This window comes from Phenylobacterium sp. (genome assembly GCF_044358365.1).
Taxonomy (GTDB): Bacteria; Pseudomonadota; Alphaproteobacteria; order Caulobacterales; family Caulobacteraceae; genus Phenylobacterium.
In genome coordinates, this window is record NZ_JBIKNZ010000078.1 from 1 (window position 1) to 15584 (window position 15584).

The 15584-nt window shown below is 65.7% G+C and carries 16 protein-coding genes; 8 read left to right on the forward strand and 8 right to left on the reverse strand.

The features are described from left to right. Window positions 1-224 precede the first annotated feature (224 nt). The 3 genes from ACIQ3B_RS15830 (at window position 225) to ACIQ3B_RS15840 (ending at window position 4092) form a co-directional block, all read left to right on the forward strand. Window positions 225-1127 (forward strand): SDR family oxidoreductase, encoded by a 903-nt coding sequence (locus ACIQ3B_RS15830; RefSeq protein WP_397404249.1) that lies wholly within the window; start codon window positions 225-227, stop codon window positions 1125-1127. A 147-nt stretch (window positions 1128-1274) separates the two neighbouring features. Further along, window positions 1275-2696, forward strand: coding sequence for an MFS transporter (locus tag ACIQ3B_RS15835; protein ID WP_397404251.1), 1422 nt, complete (start codon window positions 1275-1277; stop codon window positions 2694-2696). A 34-nt stretch (window positions 2697-2730) separates the two neighbouring features. Further along, window positions 2731-4092 (forward strand): MFS transporter, encoded by a 1362-nt coding sequence (locus ACIQ3B_RS15840; protein ID WP_397404253.1) that lies wholly within the window; start codon window positions 2731-2733, stop codon window positions 4090-4092. Here the strand turns inward: ACIQ3B_RS15840 and ACIQ3B_RS15845 are convergent. Beyond that, complete coding sequence (locus ACIQ3B_RS15845; protein ID WP_397404255.1) at window positions 4081-5241, reverse strand: Mrp/NBP35 family ATP-binding protein; 1161 nt, start codon at window positions 5239-5241, stop codon at window positions 4081-4083. The genes ACIQ3B_RS15840 and ACIQ3B_RS15845 overlap by 12 nt on opposite strands. Window positions 5242-5353: 112 nt before the next feature. Here ACIQ3B_RS15845 and hflK point away from each other — a divergent pair, with 112 nt between their 5' ends. Next, entirely contained in the window at window positions 5354-6505 is a 1152-nt protein-coding gene (gene hflK, locus ACIQ3B_RS15850; RefSeq protein ID WP_397404257.1) for an FtsH protease activity modulator HflK, read from the forward strand. Continuing rightward, entirely contained in the window at window positions 6505-7392 is an 888-nt protein-coding gene (gene hflC / locus ACIQ3B_RS15855) for a protease modulator HflC (protein WP_397404259.1), read from the forward strand. Before hflK ends, hflC begins: the two co-directional genes overlap by 1 nt. Window positions 7393-7618: 226 nt before the next feature. Here hflC and ACIQ3B_RS15860 read toward each other — a convergent pair whose 3' ends face one another. The 4 genes from ACIQ3B_RS15860 to ACIQ3B_RS15875 form a co-directional block, all read right to left on the reverse strand. Further along, entirely contained in the window at window positions 7619-8284 is a 666-nt protein-coding gene (locus ACIQ3B_RS15860) for an HAD family hydrolase (protein WP_397404261.1), read from the reverse strand. Window positions 8285-8355: 71 nt separating this feature from the next. Continuing rightward, window positions 8356-9252, reverse strand: coding sequence for a phosphoserine phosphatase SerB (gene serB / locus ACIQ3B_RS15865; RefSeq protein WP_397404278.1), 897 nt, complete (start codon window positions 9250-9252; stop codon window positions 8356-8358). Window positions 9253-9299: 47 nt separating this feature from the next. Further along, the gene (locus ACIQ3B_RS15870) at window positions 9300-9707 is read right to left on the reverse strand and encodes a type II toxin-antitoxin system VapC family toxin (protein ID WP_397404263.1); all 408 of its coding nucleotides are present in this window, start codon (window positions 9705-9707) and stop codon (window positions 9300-9302) included. Continuing rightward, window positions 9704-9937: a FitA-like ribbon-helix-helix domain-containing protein gene (locus ACIQ3B_RS15875; protein WP_397404265.1), complete on the reverse strand. Its 234-nt coding sequence runs from the start codon at window positions 9935-9937 to the stop codon at window positions 9704-9706. The genes ACIQ3B_RS15870 and ACIQ3B_RS15875 overlap by 4 nt, the downstream gene beginning before the upstream one ends. A gap of 78 nt (window positions 9938-10015) precedes the next feature. Between ACIQ3B_RS15875 and miaA the strand changes: the two genes are divergently transcribed. The 3 genes from miaA (at window position 10016) to ybaK (ending at window position 13387) form a co-directional block, all read left to right on the forward strand. Then, window positions 10016-10945, forward strand: coding sequence for a tRNA (adenosine(37)-N6)-dimethylallyltransferase MiaA (miaA, locus tag ACIQ3B_RS15880; RefSeq protein ID WP_397404267.1), 930 nt, complete (start codon window positions 10016-10018; stop codon window positions 10943-10945). Between the two features lie 184 nt (window positions 10946-11129). After that, complete coding sequence (locus tag ACIQ3B_RS15885; RefSeq protein ID WP_397404268.1) at window positions 11130-12920, forward strand: acetolactate synthase 3 large subunit; 1791 nt, start codon at window positions 11130-11132, stop codon at window positions 12918-12920. Further along, window positions 12917-13387, forward strand: coding sequence for a Cys-tRNA(Pro) deacylase (ybaK, locus tag ACIQ3B_RS15890; protein ID WP_397404270.1), 471 nt, complete (start codon window positions 12917-12919; stop codon window positions 13385-13387). The genes ACIQ3B_RS15885 and ybaK overlap by 4 nt, the downstream gene beginning before the upstream one ends. Before the next feature lie 111 nt (window positions 13388-13498). Here the strand turns inward: ybaK and ACIQ3B_RS15895 are convergent, their stop codons facing one another. The 3 genes from ACIQ3B_RS15895 to ACIQ3B_RS15905 all read right to left on the reverse strand — a co-directional run bounded on the left by ACIQ3B_RS15895 (window position 13499) and on the right by ACIQ3B_RS15905 (window position 15445). After that, complete coding sequence (locus ACIQ3B_RS15895; RefSeq protein WP_397404272.1) at window positions 13499-14020, reverse strand: DUF1993 family protein; 522 nt, start codon at window positions 14018-14020, stop codon at window positions 13499-13501. Window positions 14021-14100: 80 nt separating this feature from the next. Beyond that, the gene (locus tag ACIQ3B_RS15900) at window positions 14101-14415 is read right to left on the reverse strand and encodes a DUF6665 family protein (protein ID WP_397404274.1); all 315 of its coding nucleotides are present in this window, start codon (window positions 14413-14415) and stop codon (window positions 14101-14103) included. 52 nt (window positions 14416-14467) lie between these two features. After that, window positions 14468-15445: a DUF4262 domain-containing protein gene (locus ACIQ3B_RS15905; RefSeq protein ID WP_397404276.1), complete on the reverse strand. Its 978-nt coding sequence runs from the start codon at window positions 15443-15445 to the stop codon at window positions 14468-14470. Window positions 15446-15584: the final 139 nt, after the last annotated feature.

The window sequence follows — 15584 nt, forward strand, 5'->3', positions numbered from 1 at the left end:
ACACGTCCAACCCGACATAAACTTCCATTGGGTCCATCCTCCTGTTTGAAGCAGCGCGATCCACTCGCTCCGACTTCGTATCTTCAGGTCTGGATGGGCCTACCTCAATTACGCGATGTCACCGAAAATCCGAAATTGAATACCCCTCGCCTCGCCTTGACGTCGCAGTCCCCACGCCGCAAAACCCGCGCCGATTTCGGACTTCAGATCCAGGGGTGATTGTAATGGCGGACATCCGCTTCGACGGCAAAGTGGCGATCGTAACGGGCGCTGGCGGCGGCTTGGGCCGGGCGCATGCGCTGGAACTGGCCAGGCGTGGCGCCAAGGTGGTGGTCAACGATCTGGGCGGTTCGGTGGACGGGTCCGGCGGCCACTCGGAAGCCTCCCTGAGGGTGGTCGAGGAAATCAAGGCGGCCGGCGGCGAGGCCATCGCCAACGGCTCCTCGGTGACCGACGACGCCGGCGTGGCGCGGATGGTCAAGGACGCCATGGACCACTGGGGCCGGATCGACATCCTGATCGCCAACGCCGGCATCCTGCGTGACAAGTCCTTCGCCAAGATGGACTTCGGCGACTTCCAGGTGGTGGTGGACGTGCACCTGTTCGGCACGGTGAAGCCGACCAAGGCGGTCTGGGACGTCATGCGCGAGCAGAACTACGGGCGCATCGTGGTGACGACCTCGTCGTCGGGTCTCTACGGCAATTTCGGCCAGACCAACTATGGCGCGGCCAAGCTGGGCCTTATCGGTCTGATGAACACGCTGAAGCTGGAAGGCCAGAAGAACAACATCCACGTCAACGCCATCGCCCCGGTCGCCGCCACGCGGATGACCGAGAACCTGATGCCGCCCGCCGTGCTGGAACAGCTCAAGCCGGAGTATGTGACACCGGGCGTAGTGTTCCTCTGCTCGGAAGAGGCGCCCACCGGCGCGATCCTGACCGCCGGCGCCGGCGCCTTCGCCCTCGCCCGCATCGTGGAGACCGAGGGTGTCTATCTCGGCCATGAGGCCAGCGTCGAGGCCGTCCGCGACAACTGGGCGAAGATCACCGACGAGGTGGGCCAGAAGGCCTATGTCAACGGCGGCGAACAGTCGGCGAAGTTCTTCCGCAAGATGCAGGGCGGGTAGGATTTCGTACGGCATCCGAAGCATTGGGGCGGTCGCAAGGCCGCCCTTTTCCGTTTTGTAATCGAAATCCCCTTGCGCGTTTGCGGACGCCTGCGCCTAACTCCCTCCCAGCGCTCGGTAGAGGCGCAGGCGTAGGAGTAGGTCACGGTGTCACAGGGCAACAAGGTCGCTGCGAACGGCGCACTTTCGATCCCTGCGGTGATGGCCTTCGCCAGCGCCAGCATTCCGATTGCGGCGCTGGTTCTGGCGATCAGTGTCCACCTGCCTCGATACTTCGCCAGTCATCTCGGCCTTTCGCTGGCGGTTGTGGGCGGTGCTTTTGCGCTGGTGCGGTTTGTCGATATCCCGATCGATGCCGGCCTGGGTCTGGCGATGGACCGCACCAACACACGCTTTGGCCGGTATCGGATATGGATGGCGCTAGGCGCGCCGATCCTCATGTTCGCCCTCTACATGCTGATGATATCGCAGGAAGGCGTGGGGGTCGGTTACCTCTTCGGATGGCTGCTGGTGATGTACATCGGCTATTCCTGCGTGTTCCTGTCGCACCTCGCCTGGGCCGGGCGGCTGGCGCAGAACTATTCCGAACGGAACCGCATCTTTGGCGCCATCACGAGCCTTGGCGTCGTGGGCGCCATGGCGATCCTGTTGATCCCGGTTATCGTGGAGAGGCAGGGCGGAACCGACGTCGAGGGCATCCACGCGATGATCTGGTTCATCATCGCTGCAACGGGGTTGACGTCGCTGCTGGTGGTTATGACCTCGCGAGAGAACATCGTGAAGGATCGGCCTGCGGCCTTCACCCTGGGCGACTACTGGGCGTTGCTGACCCGGCCCAACATTCTGCGCCTGCTGGCCGCCGACCTGTTTGTCACCCTGGGTCCCGGCTGGATGGCGGCGCTCTATCTTTTCTACTTCACGGACAGTCTCAAGTTCACGATGGCCCAGGCCAACTTGCTACTGATGATCTATGTCGCCGCAGGGTTCGCAGGCGCGCCGTTGGCGGCGTGGCTGGCCAACCGGATCAGCAAGCACCGCGCCCTGATGGTCAACACCACGATCTACTCGCTGGGCCTGATCCTGCTGCCGACCATGCCCAAGGGCGACTTCCTGATTTTCGGACTGGCCATGTTCCTGGTGGGCGCCATGGCCGCGGGCTTTACCGTGATGATCCGGGCGATCACCGCCGATATCGCCGACGAAATCCGGTTGGAAAGCGGGCGCGAGTGGATGGGCCTGATGTACGCCATGATCACCGCGACCTCGAAGCTGGCCTCGGCCTTCTCGATCTTCCTGACCTTCAACGTGCTGGCCTACATCGGCTACCAGGCAAAGGTGGGCACGGTGAACACGCCAGATGCCATCCGCGGTCTGGAACTGGCCTACATCGTTGGGCCGATCATCTTCGTGATGATCGCGGGAGCCTGCTTCTTCGGCTACAATCTGACGGCCGAAAAACATGCTGAAATCCGTCGCCAACTTGATGAGCAGGACGCTTTGGTCGATCCCGGTGCGGCCATGGAATCGCTGACCGGCGAGGATATCGCGCCGGCGAACCGGCCAGCCTGATCCAAGTCGCAAGAAAACGCCCCGGGAGAACGGCTTGACCAAACCCGCCAATTCTTCGTCGACCCTTCCGTTGGGCCTGGCGATATCGTTCGCCGCCACCAGCCTGCCGCTCAGCGCGCTCGGGATCGCGGTTTCCGTGCACCTCCCGGCCTATTTCGCCGCAAACATCGGCGTGGAACTGGCGGTGGTGGGCGCGGCGTTCGCCATTGTCCGCTTCATCGATATCCCGATCGAGCCCGCGCTGGGCATCCTCATGGACCGTACCCGCTCGCCGATCGGTCGCTACCGGCTATGGACCCTGCTCGGCGCGCCGCTCCTGATGCTGGGCCTCTACATGCTGATGACGTCGGGGAAGGGCGTCGGCCAGAGCTATCTGATCACCTGGCTGCTGGTGATGTATCTGGGCGTTTCGATCCTGTTGCTGTCGCACTCGGCGTGGGCCGCGTCTCTGGCGCGAAGCTACGATGATCGCGCGCGGCTGTTCGGCGTGATGGCGGCGGTCGGCGTCGGCGGCGCGGTGAGCGTGCTGATGATCCCCATCGTCATGGAGCCGATGGGCTACCCGGAGCCGCAGGGCATACAGGCGATGATCTGGTACATCATCCTGCTGGCGCCGATAGCGGTCGGGCTTGTGGTCTGGCGCACGCCCGAGACCCTGGCCACCGAGGTCACAGGCCAACGCTTCCAGCTGCGCGACTACTGGGAGCTGATCACCGACCACAGCATGAGGCGGATCCTGCTGGCGGATCTGGCGCTGTCGCTGGGCCCGGGCTGGATGGCCGCACTCTACATCTTCTACAGCCGCGACAGCATGCAACTGAGCGGCGGCGCCACGAACGTCCTGCTGGCGATCTACATCGTGGCCGGGGTGGCGGGCGCGCCGATGCTGGCCTGGATCGCCACCCGCATCAGCAAGCACCGGACGGTGATGGTGTGCTGCGTGAGCTACTCGCTGCTCCTGCTGACCCTGCCGTTCATACCGAAGGGCAGCATGCTGGCGGCGGCCCCGATCCTGTTTCTCACCGGGTTCTTTGCCGCCGGTTTCAACGTCCTGACGCGGGCCATGACCGCCGACGTGGCCGATGAGGTGCGCCTGCGGCAGGGCAAGGAGCGCAGCGGCCTGCTGTATGCCCTGACCACGCTCACCAGCAAGATCGCCGCGGGCGCCTCGATTTTCCTGACCTTCAATGTGCTGAGCCAGGTCGGATACGACCCCAAGCTGGGCCAGGCCAACACCCCCGAGGCGATCCAGGCGCTGATGCTGTGCTTCCTGGTCGGGCCGATCATCTTCGTCATGCTGGGCGCATTGACCATGATCGGCTACCGCCTCGACGCAGAGCGGGCCGCAGACGTGCGTCGCCAGCTGGAGGCCCGGGACGCAGAGTTAGCCGGCTAGCTGCCTCGCAAGTTCCAGGAAGGCCCGGGCCGCGGGGCTGTCGGGGTTTGTCGCCACCAGCGGCCGGCCTGCGTCGCAGGCCTCACGCAACGCCACCTCGATCGGGATCTCGGCCAGCAGCGGTACGCCCAGCTTCTCGGCCTCGGCCCTGGCGCCGCCGGTTCCGAAGATCGGGATGCGGGCGCCGGAGCTGTCGGCGAAATAAGCCATGTTCTCGACCACACCCAGGATCGGGGCGCCGGTCTTCTCGAACATCTGGGCGGCGCGGCGCGCGTCGATCAGGGCGATTTCCTGCGGCGTGGAGACGATTACCGCACCATCCATCTTCAGCTTCTGCACCAGCGTCAGCTGGATGTCCCCGGTGCCGGGCGGCAGGTCGATGACCAGCACATCCAGGGGTTCCGACGCGGTGCCCCAGTTGGAGTTCATCAGGCTGCGCAGGGCCGACGAGGCCATCGGGCCGCGCCAGATGTTGGCCGTGCCCGGCTCGACGATGAAGCCGATGGACATCACCTTGACGCCCCAGGCCTCCATCGGATTCAGGCGCTTTTCCGCATCGAAGGTCGGGTCTCCGTCGACGCCCAGCATTGTGGGCGCCGAGGGGCCGTAGATGTCAGCGTCCAGCAGGCCGACCCGGTAGCCGAGCACCGCCAGCGCCGCGGCCAGATTGACCGAGACTGTGGACTTGCCCACCCCGCCCTTGCCGCTGGCGATGGCGATGACCTTCTTCACGTTCGGCGGGTGTTCGGCGTCGACCATGGGGCCAAGACGCGCGCCCGGATCCTCGGCGATTCGGGCGCGGCGCGCCGGCGGCGTTTCACCCGGTTGCGGGCGACGGGGGCTGACCTTGAAGCCCGGCCCGGCCGGCGGGGGCGCTGAACTGGACGCCTGGACCTCCGTGGTCAGGACGACCTGGGCCGTTTCGACACCCTCGACGTCGGCGATGGCCGCCTCGGCCTTGTCGCGAACAGGCCGGTAGAGCTCGATATCCGCCGGGGCGACCTCCAGCATGAAGGCCACGCGACCCGAGCGCAGTACGAGGCCACGGACCAGTCCGGCCGTGGTCAGTCCGGTTCCGGACTTGGGATCCATGACCAGATCCAGGGCCTTCAAAATGGCCGTTCTGTCCGGTCCTGCGTAATCACTCATGCGCTTTGTCTTGCCTTCGGGGAGGTGGCATCTCATATCCGGCTCACTGCGCCGGTTTACAAGCCCACGGTGGGTTAATGGACCTTGGCCCACGGATGACACGTACCGGCTGATGCCTTGGAACGATAATGCCAACCCCGGCCCATGGGGCGCCCCTTCCGGCGGTGACGGAGATCGCAAGGATCCCGCGCCGAAACGTCCTCAGGGCGGCGGCCCTCGCGGCCCGCGTGGACCCGGCGGTCCCGATATCAATGAGATCTTCGAGCGGCTGCAACGTCGATTGAGCGATATGTTCGGCGGCTCGGGCGGCCAGATGAACCCGCGCGCGCTGGCCGCCATCGGGGCCGGGATTGTCGGCCTGTGGGGCCTCTCCGGCTTCTACATCGTTCAACCCAGCGAGCAGGCCGTCGTGCTGCGATTCGGCGCGTTTGACGGCCACACCGAGACGTCCGGCCTGCGCTATCACCTGCCGTTCCCGATCGAGCGGGTGGAGAAGGTTTCTGTCACCTCCCTGAACCGGACGGACGTGGGCGAAACCCCGGCGGAAAGCCTGATGCTGACGGGCGATGAGCAGATCATCGACCTGGACTTCAGCGTCACCTGGCGGGTGGCCAACCCGGCCGCCTACCTGTTCGCCACCCGGGCGCCAGACGAGGCCGTGAAGGCCGTGGCTGAAAGCGCCATACGCGAAGTGGTGGGCAAGACCCAGCTTCAGCCGATCTTCTCCACCGGCCGCGGCCAGGTGCAGCTTCAGACGGCGGAACTGATGCAGAAAACGCTGGATAACTGGGGCGCCGGCATCAGCATTGTCGAAGTCCAGATCCGCTCGGCAAACCCTCCGCCCGAGGTTGTCGCCGCGTTCCGTGAAGTGAACAACGCCGAGCAGGACGCCGCCTCGGCGACCAACGAGGCCAACACCTACCGCAACCGCGTGATCAACGAAGCCAAGGGTGATGCCTCGAAGGTGCTACAAGCCTCCGAAGGCTATCGCGAACAGACAGTTCGCGACGCACAGGGTGAGACCGCGCGCTTCAACCAGATCTATGCGGAATACCGCCGTGCGCCGGGCGTGACCCGCGACCGCCTCTACATCGAGGCCATGGAGCGCATCCTCGCGCGGTCAAACAAGGTTGTGATCGACGCCAAGGGCGCCAGCGCGCCCATCATCCTGCCGCCGGATGTGTTCCGTTCGCGGACCCCGCAGGCCGCAGCGCCGCAGCCCCAGGTCGAGGCCGCGCCTCAGGTTCAAGGAAAGGCCCAGTGATGAGCAGTCGCCTCGTGGCCTGGGTCGGCATGGCGGTGCTCGCCGCCGTTCTGCTGGCCAATACTTTCTTCATCGTCGACCAGCGCGAGCAGGTCGTGGTCGTCCGCTTTGGTGATCCCGTGCGCGTGATCAACTTCAGCGGCAAGGCCGCGGGCCTCAACGTCAAGGCGCCGTTCCTGGAGCAGGTGATCCGGTTTGACCGGCGCAACATCTCGCTGGAAGCCGCCCAGGAAGAAATCATCACCGCCCAGCAGGACCGTCTGGTGGTCGACGCCTTCATCCGTTACCGCGTCGCTGATCCCAAGCAGTTCTACACCACCCTGCGTGACGAGCGGATCGCCGCCGACCGTATCGAGCGCCTGGTAAACTCGTCGCTCCGTCAGGTGCTGGGTTCGGCCACCACCAGTGACATCATCTCCGGCCGCCGCGCCCAGTTGATGCAACTGGCGAAGGTGGACGTGGAACGCCGTGCGCGGGCTTCGGGCATGGGTATCCAGGTGATTGACCTGAGAATCCGCCGCGCTGACCTGCCAACCCAGAACCGGGAAGCCGTGTTCCGCCGGATGTCGACGTCGCGCCAGCAGGAAGCCGCCCGCGTCCGCGCCGTCGGCGAACAGCAGAAGCGCGAGATCATCGCCAGCGCCGACAAGGAAGTGGCCATCACGCTGTCGACGGCCCGCCAGCAGGCCGGCCAGATCACCGGTGAGGGCGACGCCACCCGCACGCGCCTCTATGCCCAGAGCTATGGCCGTGACCCGTCGTTCGCCGCCTTCTTCCGCTCGATGCAGGCCTATGAGCAGAGCTTCGCGGACGGGCAGACGACGATGGTGCTGTCGCCTGACAGTGCGTTCTTCAAGTACTTCCAGCGGGGACCGAGCGGGCGTTAGGCCTCCTGCAATCCCCTCTCCCCCGGCGAAGCCGAGAGGGAGAGGGTTGGGAGAGGGCCGGCTCGTGAAAATGTGATCCGCCGATGGGACGGCGAGGACGCAGGGCGGAGATGTTCATGGGCCTTCGCCATCACATCAGAGTTGCCCAGCCGGCCCTCTCCCAGCCCTCTCCCTCTCGTCGCCCTCGCGTTCGCGAGGTCGCGGGGGAGAGGAGTCCGAATAGCTGCTAGGCCTGCGCCACAAGCAGCGCCCGAACCTCATGCAGATCGCGGGCGATGCGGACGCACAGGCTGTGCATCTCTTCGGTCGGGTCCAGCATGTCGGGCACCATCACCGTCATCATCCCGGCCGATGACGCCGAGCGGACGCCGTTGTGGCTGTCTTCCAGCGCCAGGCAGTCGGCAGGATCGACGCCCAGCGCCGCAGCGGCCTTCAGGAACGGCTCCGGGTGAGGCTTGTGGTTATTCTGGACGTCACGGGTGATCAGGGCGTGGAAGCGATCCACGATGCTGTGCGGCCCCAGGCTGGCCCGCACGCTTTCCAGGCTGGACGAGGTGGCGATGGCCCGGGGCATGCCGATCTCGTCGAGGTGATCCAGGATTTCAAAGACGCCGGCTTTCAGCGCGATGCCGGCGGCCAGTTCCTCGCGGAAGTGCATGCTGACGGCGGCGTTCCAGGTGGTCAGGTCAAAGCCGGCGCCAAAGTGATTGCGAACGATCTCGTCGCCGGCCTGGTTCGGTAGCCCGACCATCTGGAGAAATGTCGTCATCGGGAATTCGTCGGCGATGCCGACAGTGGCCTGCTGCATGGCGCGGTAGAACACAGCCTCCGTGTCGACCAGCAGGCCATCCATGTCGAAAACCACGGCGCGGATAGTTCGGGGAAAACTCATGGCCCGGCTGTAGCGGCGTTTGCGCGGCGGCGGAACTCAAACGGTGCTTCGGATTGTGACGCCGCGTCCCCTCAGTCGATCACAAACTCATCGGCCCGATAGCCCTGGAAGTAGAGCAGCGAAGTCAGGTCAGTGTGGTCCACCTTGGCATGGGCCTGCGCCGCGACAATGGGCTTGGCCCGATAGGCGACGCCGAGGCCCGACGCCTCGATCATGGCCAGGTCGTTGGCGCCGTCGCCGACGGCCAGCGTGGCCGACAGGGGTATTTGCAGGTTCGCGGCTTCTTCCCGCAGCGCCGCCAGCTTGGCTTCGCGCCCGAGGATGGGCTCGCCGACCGTGCCGGCCAGGAGGTCGCCGTCCTCGATCAGGGTATTGGCGCGGTTGGCGTTGAAGCCGGCGGCCTCGGCGACGCGGCGGGTGAAAAAGCTGAAACCACCGGACACCAGGAACGCCTTGGCGCCGTGCGCCGTCATGGTTCTGACCAGCGTCCGGGCGCCGGGGTTGAGCCGCACGCGTTCGTCATAGGCCCGCTGCAGATCGGCCAGCGGCAGGCCTTTCAGCATGGCCACGCGTTCCTTGAGCGCTGCCTCGAAATCCAATTCGCCACGCATGGCCCGCTCGGTGATCTCCGAGACCTGGGCCTTCACCCCGGCGAAATCAGCCAGCTCGTCGATGCACTCGACGTTGATGATGGTGGAATCCATGTCGGCAATCAGCAGCCGTTTGCGACGGTCCGTGGCCGGCTGCAGACAGAAATCGACCGCCTTGCCCGCCAGCAAGCCGGCGACTACCGGACGAAGCATCGCCAGGTCATCAGCCTCCATGAAGGTATCCAACGCCAGCCCGCCGTCGGCCCCGAGATCCTCGGACTGGCCGATGCGAACGCCCATCTCCCCGATGACAGAGAGGCAGGCTTCGACGTCATCGTTTGCGGTGACGTGCGGGAGGATGGTGGTAAGGACAAGCATCATGGAACCCCGCATCTGGCTGATCGCCCGGCCGAGAGCAAGGGGCGTCAGACGAGCGAACGCACCCGGGCGGAGAGGGCTGGATCAACGGAAACTGCCCGAATGAAGCGGGTGTCTGCTGTTACGACCTGACGATTCTCGCGAAGGGCGACAGCCAGATACACACAATCATACACGGGGTGCTGGAGCGCGAACGCCAGGCTCAGCGCCACATCCATATCCCCGGGAGCGCGCGTCCACTCCACGGGGGCGTCTTGAATCTGCCGGAGGCGTCGTTCGGCCTGTGCGGACGTGAGGTGCCCGCGCCGGGCTCGGGACCAGAGCGCATTGGCCGCCTCGATCAGCATGAGGTCCGGCGCGCAGAGCTTGTCCGACAGGAGGGCGAGCGCCTCGTCCTCTCCAGCCTCATCCAGAACCCACTTCAGCGCCACCGAGGCGTCGATGACCCAGCTCAACGGTTGTCGCGGAATTCGCGGATGATGTCGGCTGACTCGCCAATCGTCCGACCGCGAACTTCCTCGCGCAACTCACGCGCGCGGGCCAGCCAGGCTTCTTTGTCGGCGCCAAGAACGCTTTCCAGGATGGCGCGATGTTCGGCCTCTGCGCTGCGGCCGTTTGCTGCGGCGCGGCGCTTGAGGGCCTCGACGGCGTGGGGGGACAGGTCGCGGACAAGCAACTGGGCCATAGGCAGTTGATAGCAAATGCTATCATCCCTCGCAACCTGCGGACTTGACCCGGGCGCGTCGTCGCCCGAACAAGGCTCATGGAACCCCGCATCTGGCTGATCGCCGGCCCAACGGCAAGTGGCAAGTCGGCGCTGGCGCTCCGGCTGGCGGAGGCGACGGGCGCGGAGATCATCAACGCCGACGCGCTGCAGATCTATGCCGATCTGCGAGTGCTGACCGCCCGGCCGGACGAGGCCGAGATGGCCCGCGCACCGCATCACCTGTTCGGGACGGTGGATGCGTCTGAGGGCTGGTCGGTGGGCCGCTGGCAGCGGGCGGCGCGGACGGCAGTCGCCGTCGTTCAGGGCCGGGGCGCGGACATCATCGTCGTGGGCGGCACCGGTCTCTATCTGCGCGCCCTGACCCAGGGTCTGGCCGAGATCCCCGAGGTCCCGGCAGAGTTGCGGCAGGCGGTCGCCGCAGAGTTCGCGACGCTGGGCGAGCCGGCGTTCCGCGAGCGGCTGGCCCAGGTTGATCCCGCAGCGGCGGCAAGGATCAGTCCCGGCGACCGACAGCGTCTGGCCAGAGCCTGGGAGGTCTATGCCGCCACCGGCCGCACCCTCACCGACCATCATGCCGCCTCCAAAGGTGCGCTGTCTGCCGGCAGCTGGCGCGCCGTCACCCTGGAGCCGCCTCGAGACGGGCTCTATGCCCGCTGTGATGCGCGGCTGGAGGCCATGATCACCCACGGTGCGCTCGAGGAGGTGCAGGCGTTGATGGACCGGGACCTCGACCCCGCCCTGCCCGTCCTCAAGGCCGTGGGCGTCCAGCCGCTGGCCGCCTACCTGCGGGGCGGGACGCCCCTCGATATCGCACTTGCCGCCGCGCGCCAGGACACCCGCCACTACGCCAAGCGCCAGTTCACCTGGGCGCGCGGCCAGACCCCGGACTGGCCGCGGATCACCGCGCTGGATGCGCAGGACCAGTGGCGGCAGTTTCTTGCGCTCAACCCAGACTTGACGACCTGACGCGGGCATGCGACATCCCCTACCCTGATTTTCGAGGAATACTCGTGCGCAAGATCCTTGTACTTCCCGGGCGGCCGTAACGGACTGACAGAGATGTCAGGACCAACCGGTCGCTCGTCCCAGGCCCCCAGAGGGCCTTTTTTAATGTCCATTTTCCCCGTTTTCTGAAGCCAGGCCGCCCCATATGACCGCTCACCAGACGATCGAAGCCCAACTGGATGTCATCTCCGGCGCCGAAATGGTCGTACGCGCCCTCATCGACAACGGCGTGGACACCCTCTTCGGCTATCCAGGCGGCGCCGTGCTGCCGATCTACGACGCGCTCTATGCCGAGCAGCGCCTGACCCACGTGCTGGTCCGCCATGAGCAGGGCGCCACCCACGCGGCGGAAGGCTATGCCCGCTCCACCGGCAAGCCCGGCGTGGTTCTCGTGACCTCAGGCCCCGGCGCCACCAACGCGATCACCGGCATCGTCGACGCCTTGATGGATTCGATCCCGCTGATCGTCATCACCGGCCAGGTCGCCACCCACCTGATCGGCACCGACGCCTTCCAGGAATGCGACACCATCGGCATCACCCGGCCCTGCACCAAGCACAACTATCTGGTGAAGTCGGTGGAAGAGCTGCCGCGCATCCTGCACGAGGCGTTCCACATCGCCACCTCGGGCCGCCCCGGTCCGGTGGTCATCGACATCCCCAAGGACGTGCAGTTCTCCAGGGCCGCCTATCAGGGCCCGGACGCGGTGAAGTCGATCCACAACTATTCGCCCCGCGTGAAGGGCGACGCCGGCAAGATCGCCGAGGCCGTCGCCATGATCGCCAAGGCCAAGCGCCCGATCCTCTATACCGGCGGCGGCGTGATCAACGCCGGGCCGCAGGCGTCCGAACTGCTGCGCGAGTTTGCGGCGCTCACCGGCGCGCCGGTGACCTCGACGCTGATGGGCCTGGGCGCCTATCCGGCCTCGGGATCACAGTGGCTGGGCATGCTGGGCATGCACGGCTCGTTCGAAGCCAACAACGCCATGCACGACTGCGACGTGATGGTGGCCATCGGCTCGCGATTTGACGACCGCGTCACCGGCCGCCTCGACGCCTTCTCGCCGGGATCGAAGAAGATCCACATCGACATCGACGCCTCCTCCATCGGCAAGAACGTGCGCGCCGACGTGGGCATCGTCGGCGATGCGGGCAATGTGATGGCCGACATGATCGCGGCCTGGAAGCAGCGCAACCTCAGTGTCGACAAGGCCGCGCTGAAAGACTGGTGGACGCAGATCGACGCCTGGCGGGCCCGCAACAGTTTTGGCTATCGCCCGGACACCAAGCTGATCAAGCCGCAGTATGCCATCGAGCGCCTGTATGAGCTGACCAAGGGCCACGACACCTACATCACTACCGAGGTGGGCCAGCACCAGATGTGGGCGGCCCAGTTCTATCACTTCGACGAGCCCAACCGCTGGATGACGTCGGGCGGCCTGGGCACCATGGGCTACGGCCTGCCGGCCGCCGTGGGCGTGCAGATGGCGCACCCGGACAGCCTGGTCATCGACATCGCCGGCGACGCCTCCGTGCAGATGACCATGCAGGAGATTTCCACCGCCATTCAGTACGACCTGCCGATCAAGATCTTCATCCTCAACAACGAGTGGATGGGCATGGTGCGCCAGTGGCAGCAGCTGCTGCACGGCGAGCGCTATTCGCACACCTATTCCTCCAGCCTGCCCGACTTCGTGAAGCTGGCCGAGGCCTATGGCGGCGTCGGCATCCGCGCCGAGACGCCGGACGAACTGGACGACAAGATCCGGGAGATGATCGCGGTGAAGAAGCCGGTGCTGTTCGACTGTCGGGTGACCAAGGAAGAGAACTGCTTCCCGATGATCCCGTCCGGCAAAGCGCATAACGAGATGATCATGGCCGGCGACACGCGCGACCTGGGCACCATCATCGACGACAGCGGCAAAGGGCTGGTTTGAGTCGAACCACGCCGGCGACCCTGGCCCTCGACAAGGCCGGCGTCGCTTATGCGCTGGCCACCTACGACTACGACCCCGGCGCGGAGCGCGTGGGCCTGCAGGCGGCTGAGGCGCTGGGCGTCGCGCCGTCCGAAGTGCTCAAGACCCTGATGGTCAAGGCCGACGGCAAGCCGGCCTGCGTGGTGCTGGCCTCGGACCGTGAGGTCAGCATGAAGCGGCTGGCCGCGGTGCTGGGCGCGAAATCCGCCGAGATGATGAAACCCGCCGACGCCGAGCGGCTCACCGGCTACCGGGTCGGCGGGGTCAGCGCCTTCGGCCAGAAACGCAGCGTGCCCACCGTAATCGACGCCGATGCCGCCGCCCTGCCCTCCGCCTTCGTCAACGCCGGCCAGCGCGGACTTCAGGCCAGGCTCGCGCCTGCGGATCTCGTGCGGGCGCTGGGGGCGATCGTGGCGGCGATCAGTTAGAGCGGGTTGAGGAAAAGTGGGAACCGGTTTTCCGCCCGCAACCCGCTCTGGACATATGAGGGCGATCACGTTTTTCGAGATTGGATTGATTCAATCCAATCTCGACGTGATCTAGGCCATCTTCATCCGCATGGAGCCCAGATAGTCGCGCTTGCCCAGCGGAACGCCCGCCTGGCGCAGGATGTCGTAGGCGGTGGCGGCGTGGAAATGGAAGTTGGGCAGGGAGAAGCTCATGATGAAGTCCGGCACGGTGAACGGCATCTTCCGCTCGCCCAGCTGGAAAACCATGTCGCGGCCCTCCAGCGCATTGATCTCATCCGGGGTCATGGTCGCCAGTTCGGCGCGGGCATCGGCCACCAGTTTCTGCAGACCGGCGTAGTCGAGCGCAGGCGGCTGTGGCGGGCCGAACACGCCGGACTTCGCGCCCTCGATGGCGCCGCGCGAGTGGTGCGCGACCGAGACGATCTGGAACAGGAAGGGCAGCATGTCGTCCTTCAGCCGGGTTCCGACGATGGTCGCGGTGTCGATGCCGTTGGCCTCGCAGTGCGCCCGACCCTTTTCCAGAAAGCCGGCGACGGCGCCCAGGGTCTGCAGATAGGACGCCACGCTGACGTCATAGAGTGAAATGGCCATTGGCAGGTTCCGTGGCGAAAGCTTTGATTTTGTGGATACTGACACGCTTCGCGCGGCGGAAGCCAAGCCGGTAATCGACCTCAGCGCGCGCCGATGCGGGCCATAACCTCGCGCGGAATGCCGAACTGGGCGACGACTGTGTTGCGATCGCGCAGGCCCAACACCTCGCGCTGCACCAGGAACCCCCAGACCGCGTCGGCGGCGGCCTTGACCAGGGCCGCCCGCCCCTCGCCGCCCTCATGCGCGGCCAGAGCCGCCAGTGACGCTTCCACCTTGCGCCCCGCCCGGCCCAGAGACAGGGCCTGTTCCTCGAGCAGTTCATGGCGAAACACCGCGTCGCCAGTCTCGACGCCGAGCTGCTTGAGGAACGTCTGGGGCATGCGCAGGGAGGACATGGGCTGAGTTTTGGCGGGTTGGAGCGGGTTGGCAAGCGCTGCGAAGGCAAATCTAGGCGATGAATTCATGTCGCCGGATCACACTCAGGTCGAAGGGCTGGAACAGCTTCGGCTGCAGATCCCGCATCTCACGGTCGCATCCGATTTCCCAAGGATAGAGACCGTCGATGTCGGGTACGAATAGCTGGAAGATTCTAACCGGAGCTTGCGGCTCGCCCCGCGTGGAGCGGAAGGCCTTGGCCAGCGGGAACCAGTCGTACTCCTCGATCTGACTTTCGTGCACCTGCCGCCAGCACACCTCATAGCCGAGACCACGCCAGCGCAGGCCATCCTCGATGTCGAGCGTCCTCTCGCGCAGATGCTTCTGGACCTCGATCAACTTGTCGTGCGCCGCTGCGCCATCGGGCCCGAAGGCGATCACGTCGGGCCCCCCGATATGTTCGGTCAGCCCCACCGAGTAGGCCCAACACAGCCTCGCCCCATCGACGGGCACAATCGTCCAGCCCCGTTCCCCGATCAGCCGTCGGGCGACCCGTTCTGGAGCGGGCATGTCGAAAGCCTGGGGATCGTTCTCGGGCAGATAGAGGGCCGGTTGACGCGGCCGAAGGTGCTCATCGTAGCCGGGCTCCCACGGGTAGTGCCCCTCTGGATCTGGAAGCACAAGCTGGAACGCCTCCAGCCCGGAGAACTGGCCGGTGCGCGCAAACCGTCGCTGCTGCGCCAGGCTCAGCCAGCCGACGACTCCGGAGATCTGGCTCGGATGGACCTTTCGCCAAATCGGTGGGTGATCTTCGCCCATGGACCATGTCGCGCCTTCCTCGAAGCGCAGTTCACCCGACTTGAGATCATCGAAGGCCTGCCAAAGGACCCCGCTCGCAATGTCACGCGGGACGTCGAACATGACGACCTCGGGTTGATCCAGGGTTTCGTCAAAGCCGAGCGAGTAAGCCCAGGCGGGCGCCTCGCCGTAGGCGCCGACGTACAGGCCAGCCCAGCCGTGCTTTCGCACCCGGCGATACAGCCCACGCATCCTCCACCAGTCCGCTAGAGCGTCGTGCCTGAATCGGGAATCGAAGGATTCCCAAATCTGACGAAGCGTGATTCACCGTGGATGGAGGTGGATCATGGGCAAGAGCTATTCGATGGACCTGCGCGAGCGGATCGTGGCG

What these genes read in the sequence shown, in the direction of transcription:
- ACIQ3B_RS15830 (WP_397404249.1), top strand. Translation starts at nt 225, where the DNA reads ATGGCGGACATCCGCTTCGACGGCAAAGTGGCGATCGTAACGGGCGCT.
- ACIQ3B_RS15845 (WP_397404255.1), bottom strand. Translation starts at nt 5,241, where the DNA reads ATGAGTGATTACGCAGGACCGGACAGAACGGCCATTTTGAAGGCCCTG.
- hflK (WP_397404257.1), top strand. Translation starts at nt 5,354, where the DNA reads ATGCCTTGGAACGATAATGCCAACCCCGGCCCATGGGGCGCCCCTTCC.
- hflC (WP_397404259.1), top strand. Translation starts at nt 6,505, where the DNA reads ATGAGCAGTCGCCTCGTGGCCTGGGTCGGCATGGCGGTGCTCGCCGCC.
- ACIQ3B_RS15860 (WP_397404261.1), bottom strand. Translation starts at nt 8,284, where the DNA reads ATGAGTTTTCCCCGAACTATCCGCGCCGTGGTTTTCGACATGGATGGC.
- serB (WP_397404278.1), bottom strand. Translation starts at nt 9,252, where the DNA reads ATGCTTGTCCTTACCACCATCCTCCCGCACGTCACCGCAAACGATGAC.
- ACIQ3B_RS15875 (WP_397404265.1), bottom strand. Translation starts at nt 9,937, where the DNA reads ATGGCCCAGTTGCTTGTCCGCGACCTGTCCCCCCACGCCGTCGAGGCC.
- miaA (WP_397404267.1), top strand. Translation starts at nt 10,016, where the DNA reads ATGGAACCCCGCATCTGGCTGATCGCCGGCCCAACGGCAAGTGGCAAG.
- ACIQ3B_RS15885 (WP_397404268.1), top strand. Translation starts at nt 11,130, where the DNA reads ATGACCGCTCACCAGACGATCGAAGCCCAACTGGATGTCATCTCCGGC.
- ACIQ3B_RS15895 (WP_397404272.1), bottom strand. Translation starts at nt 14,020, where the DNA reads ATGGCCATTTCACTCTATGACGTCAGCGTGGCGTCCTATCTGCAGACC.
- ACIQ3B_RS15900 (WP_397404274.1), bottom strand. Translation starts at nt 14,415, where the DNA reads ATGTCCTCCCTGCGCATGCCCCAGACGTTCCTCAAGCAGCTCGGCGTC.
- ACIQ3B_RS15905 (WP_397404276.1), bottom strand. Translation starts at nt 15,445, where the DNA reads ATGCGTGGGCTGTATCGCCGGGTGCGAAAGCACGGCTGGGCTGGCCTG.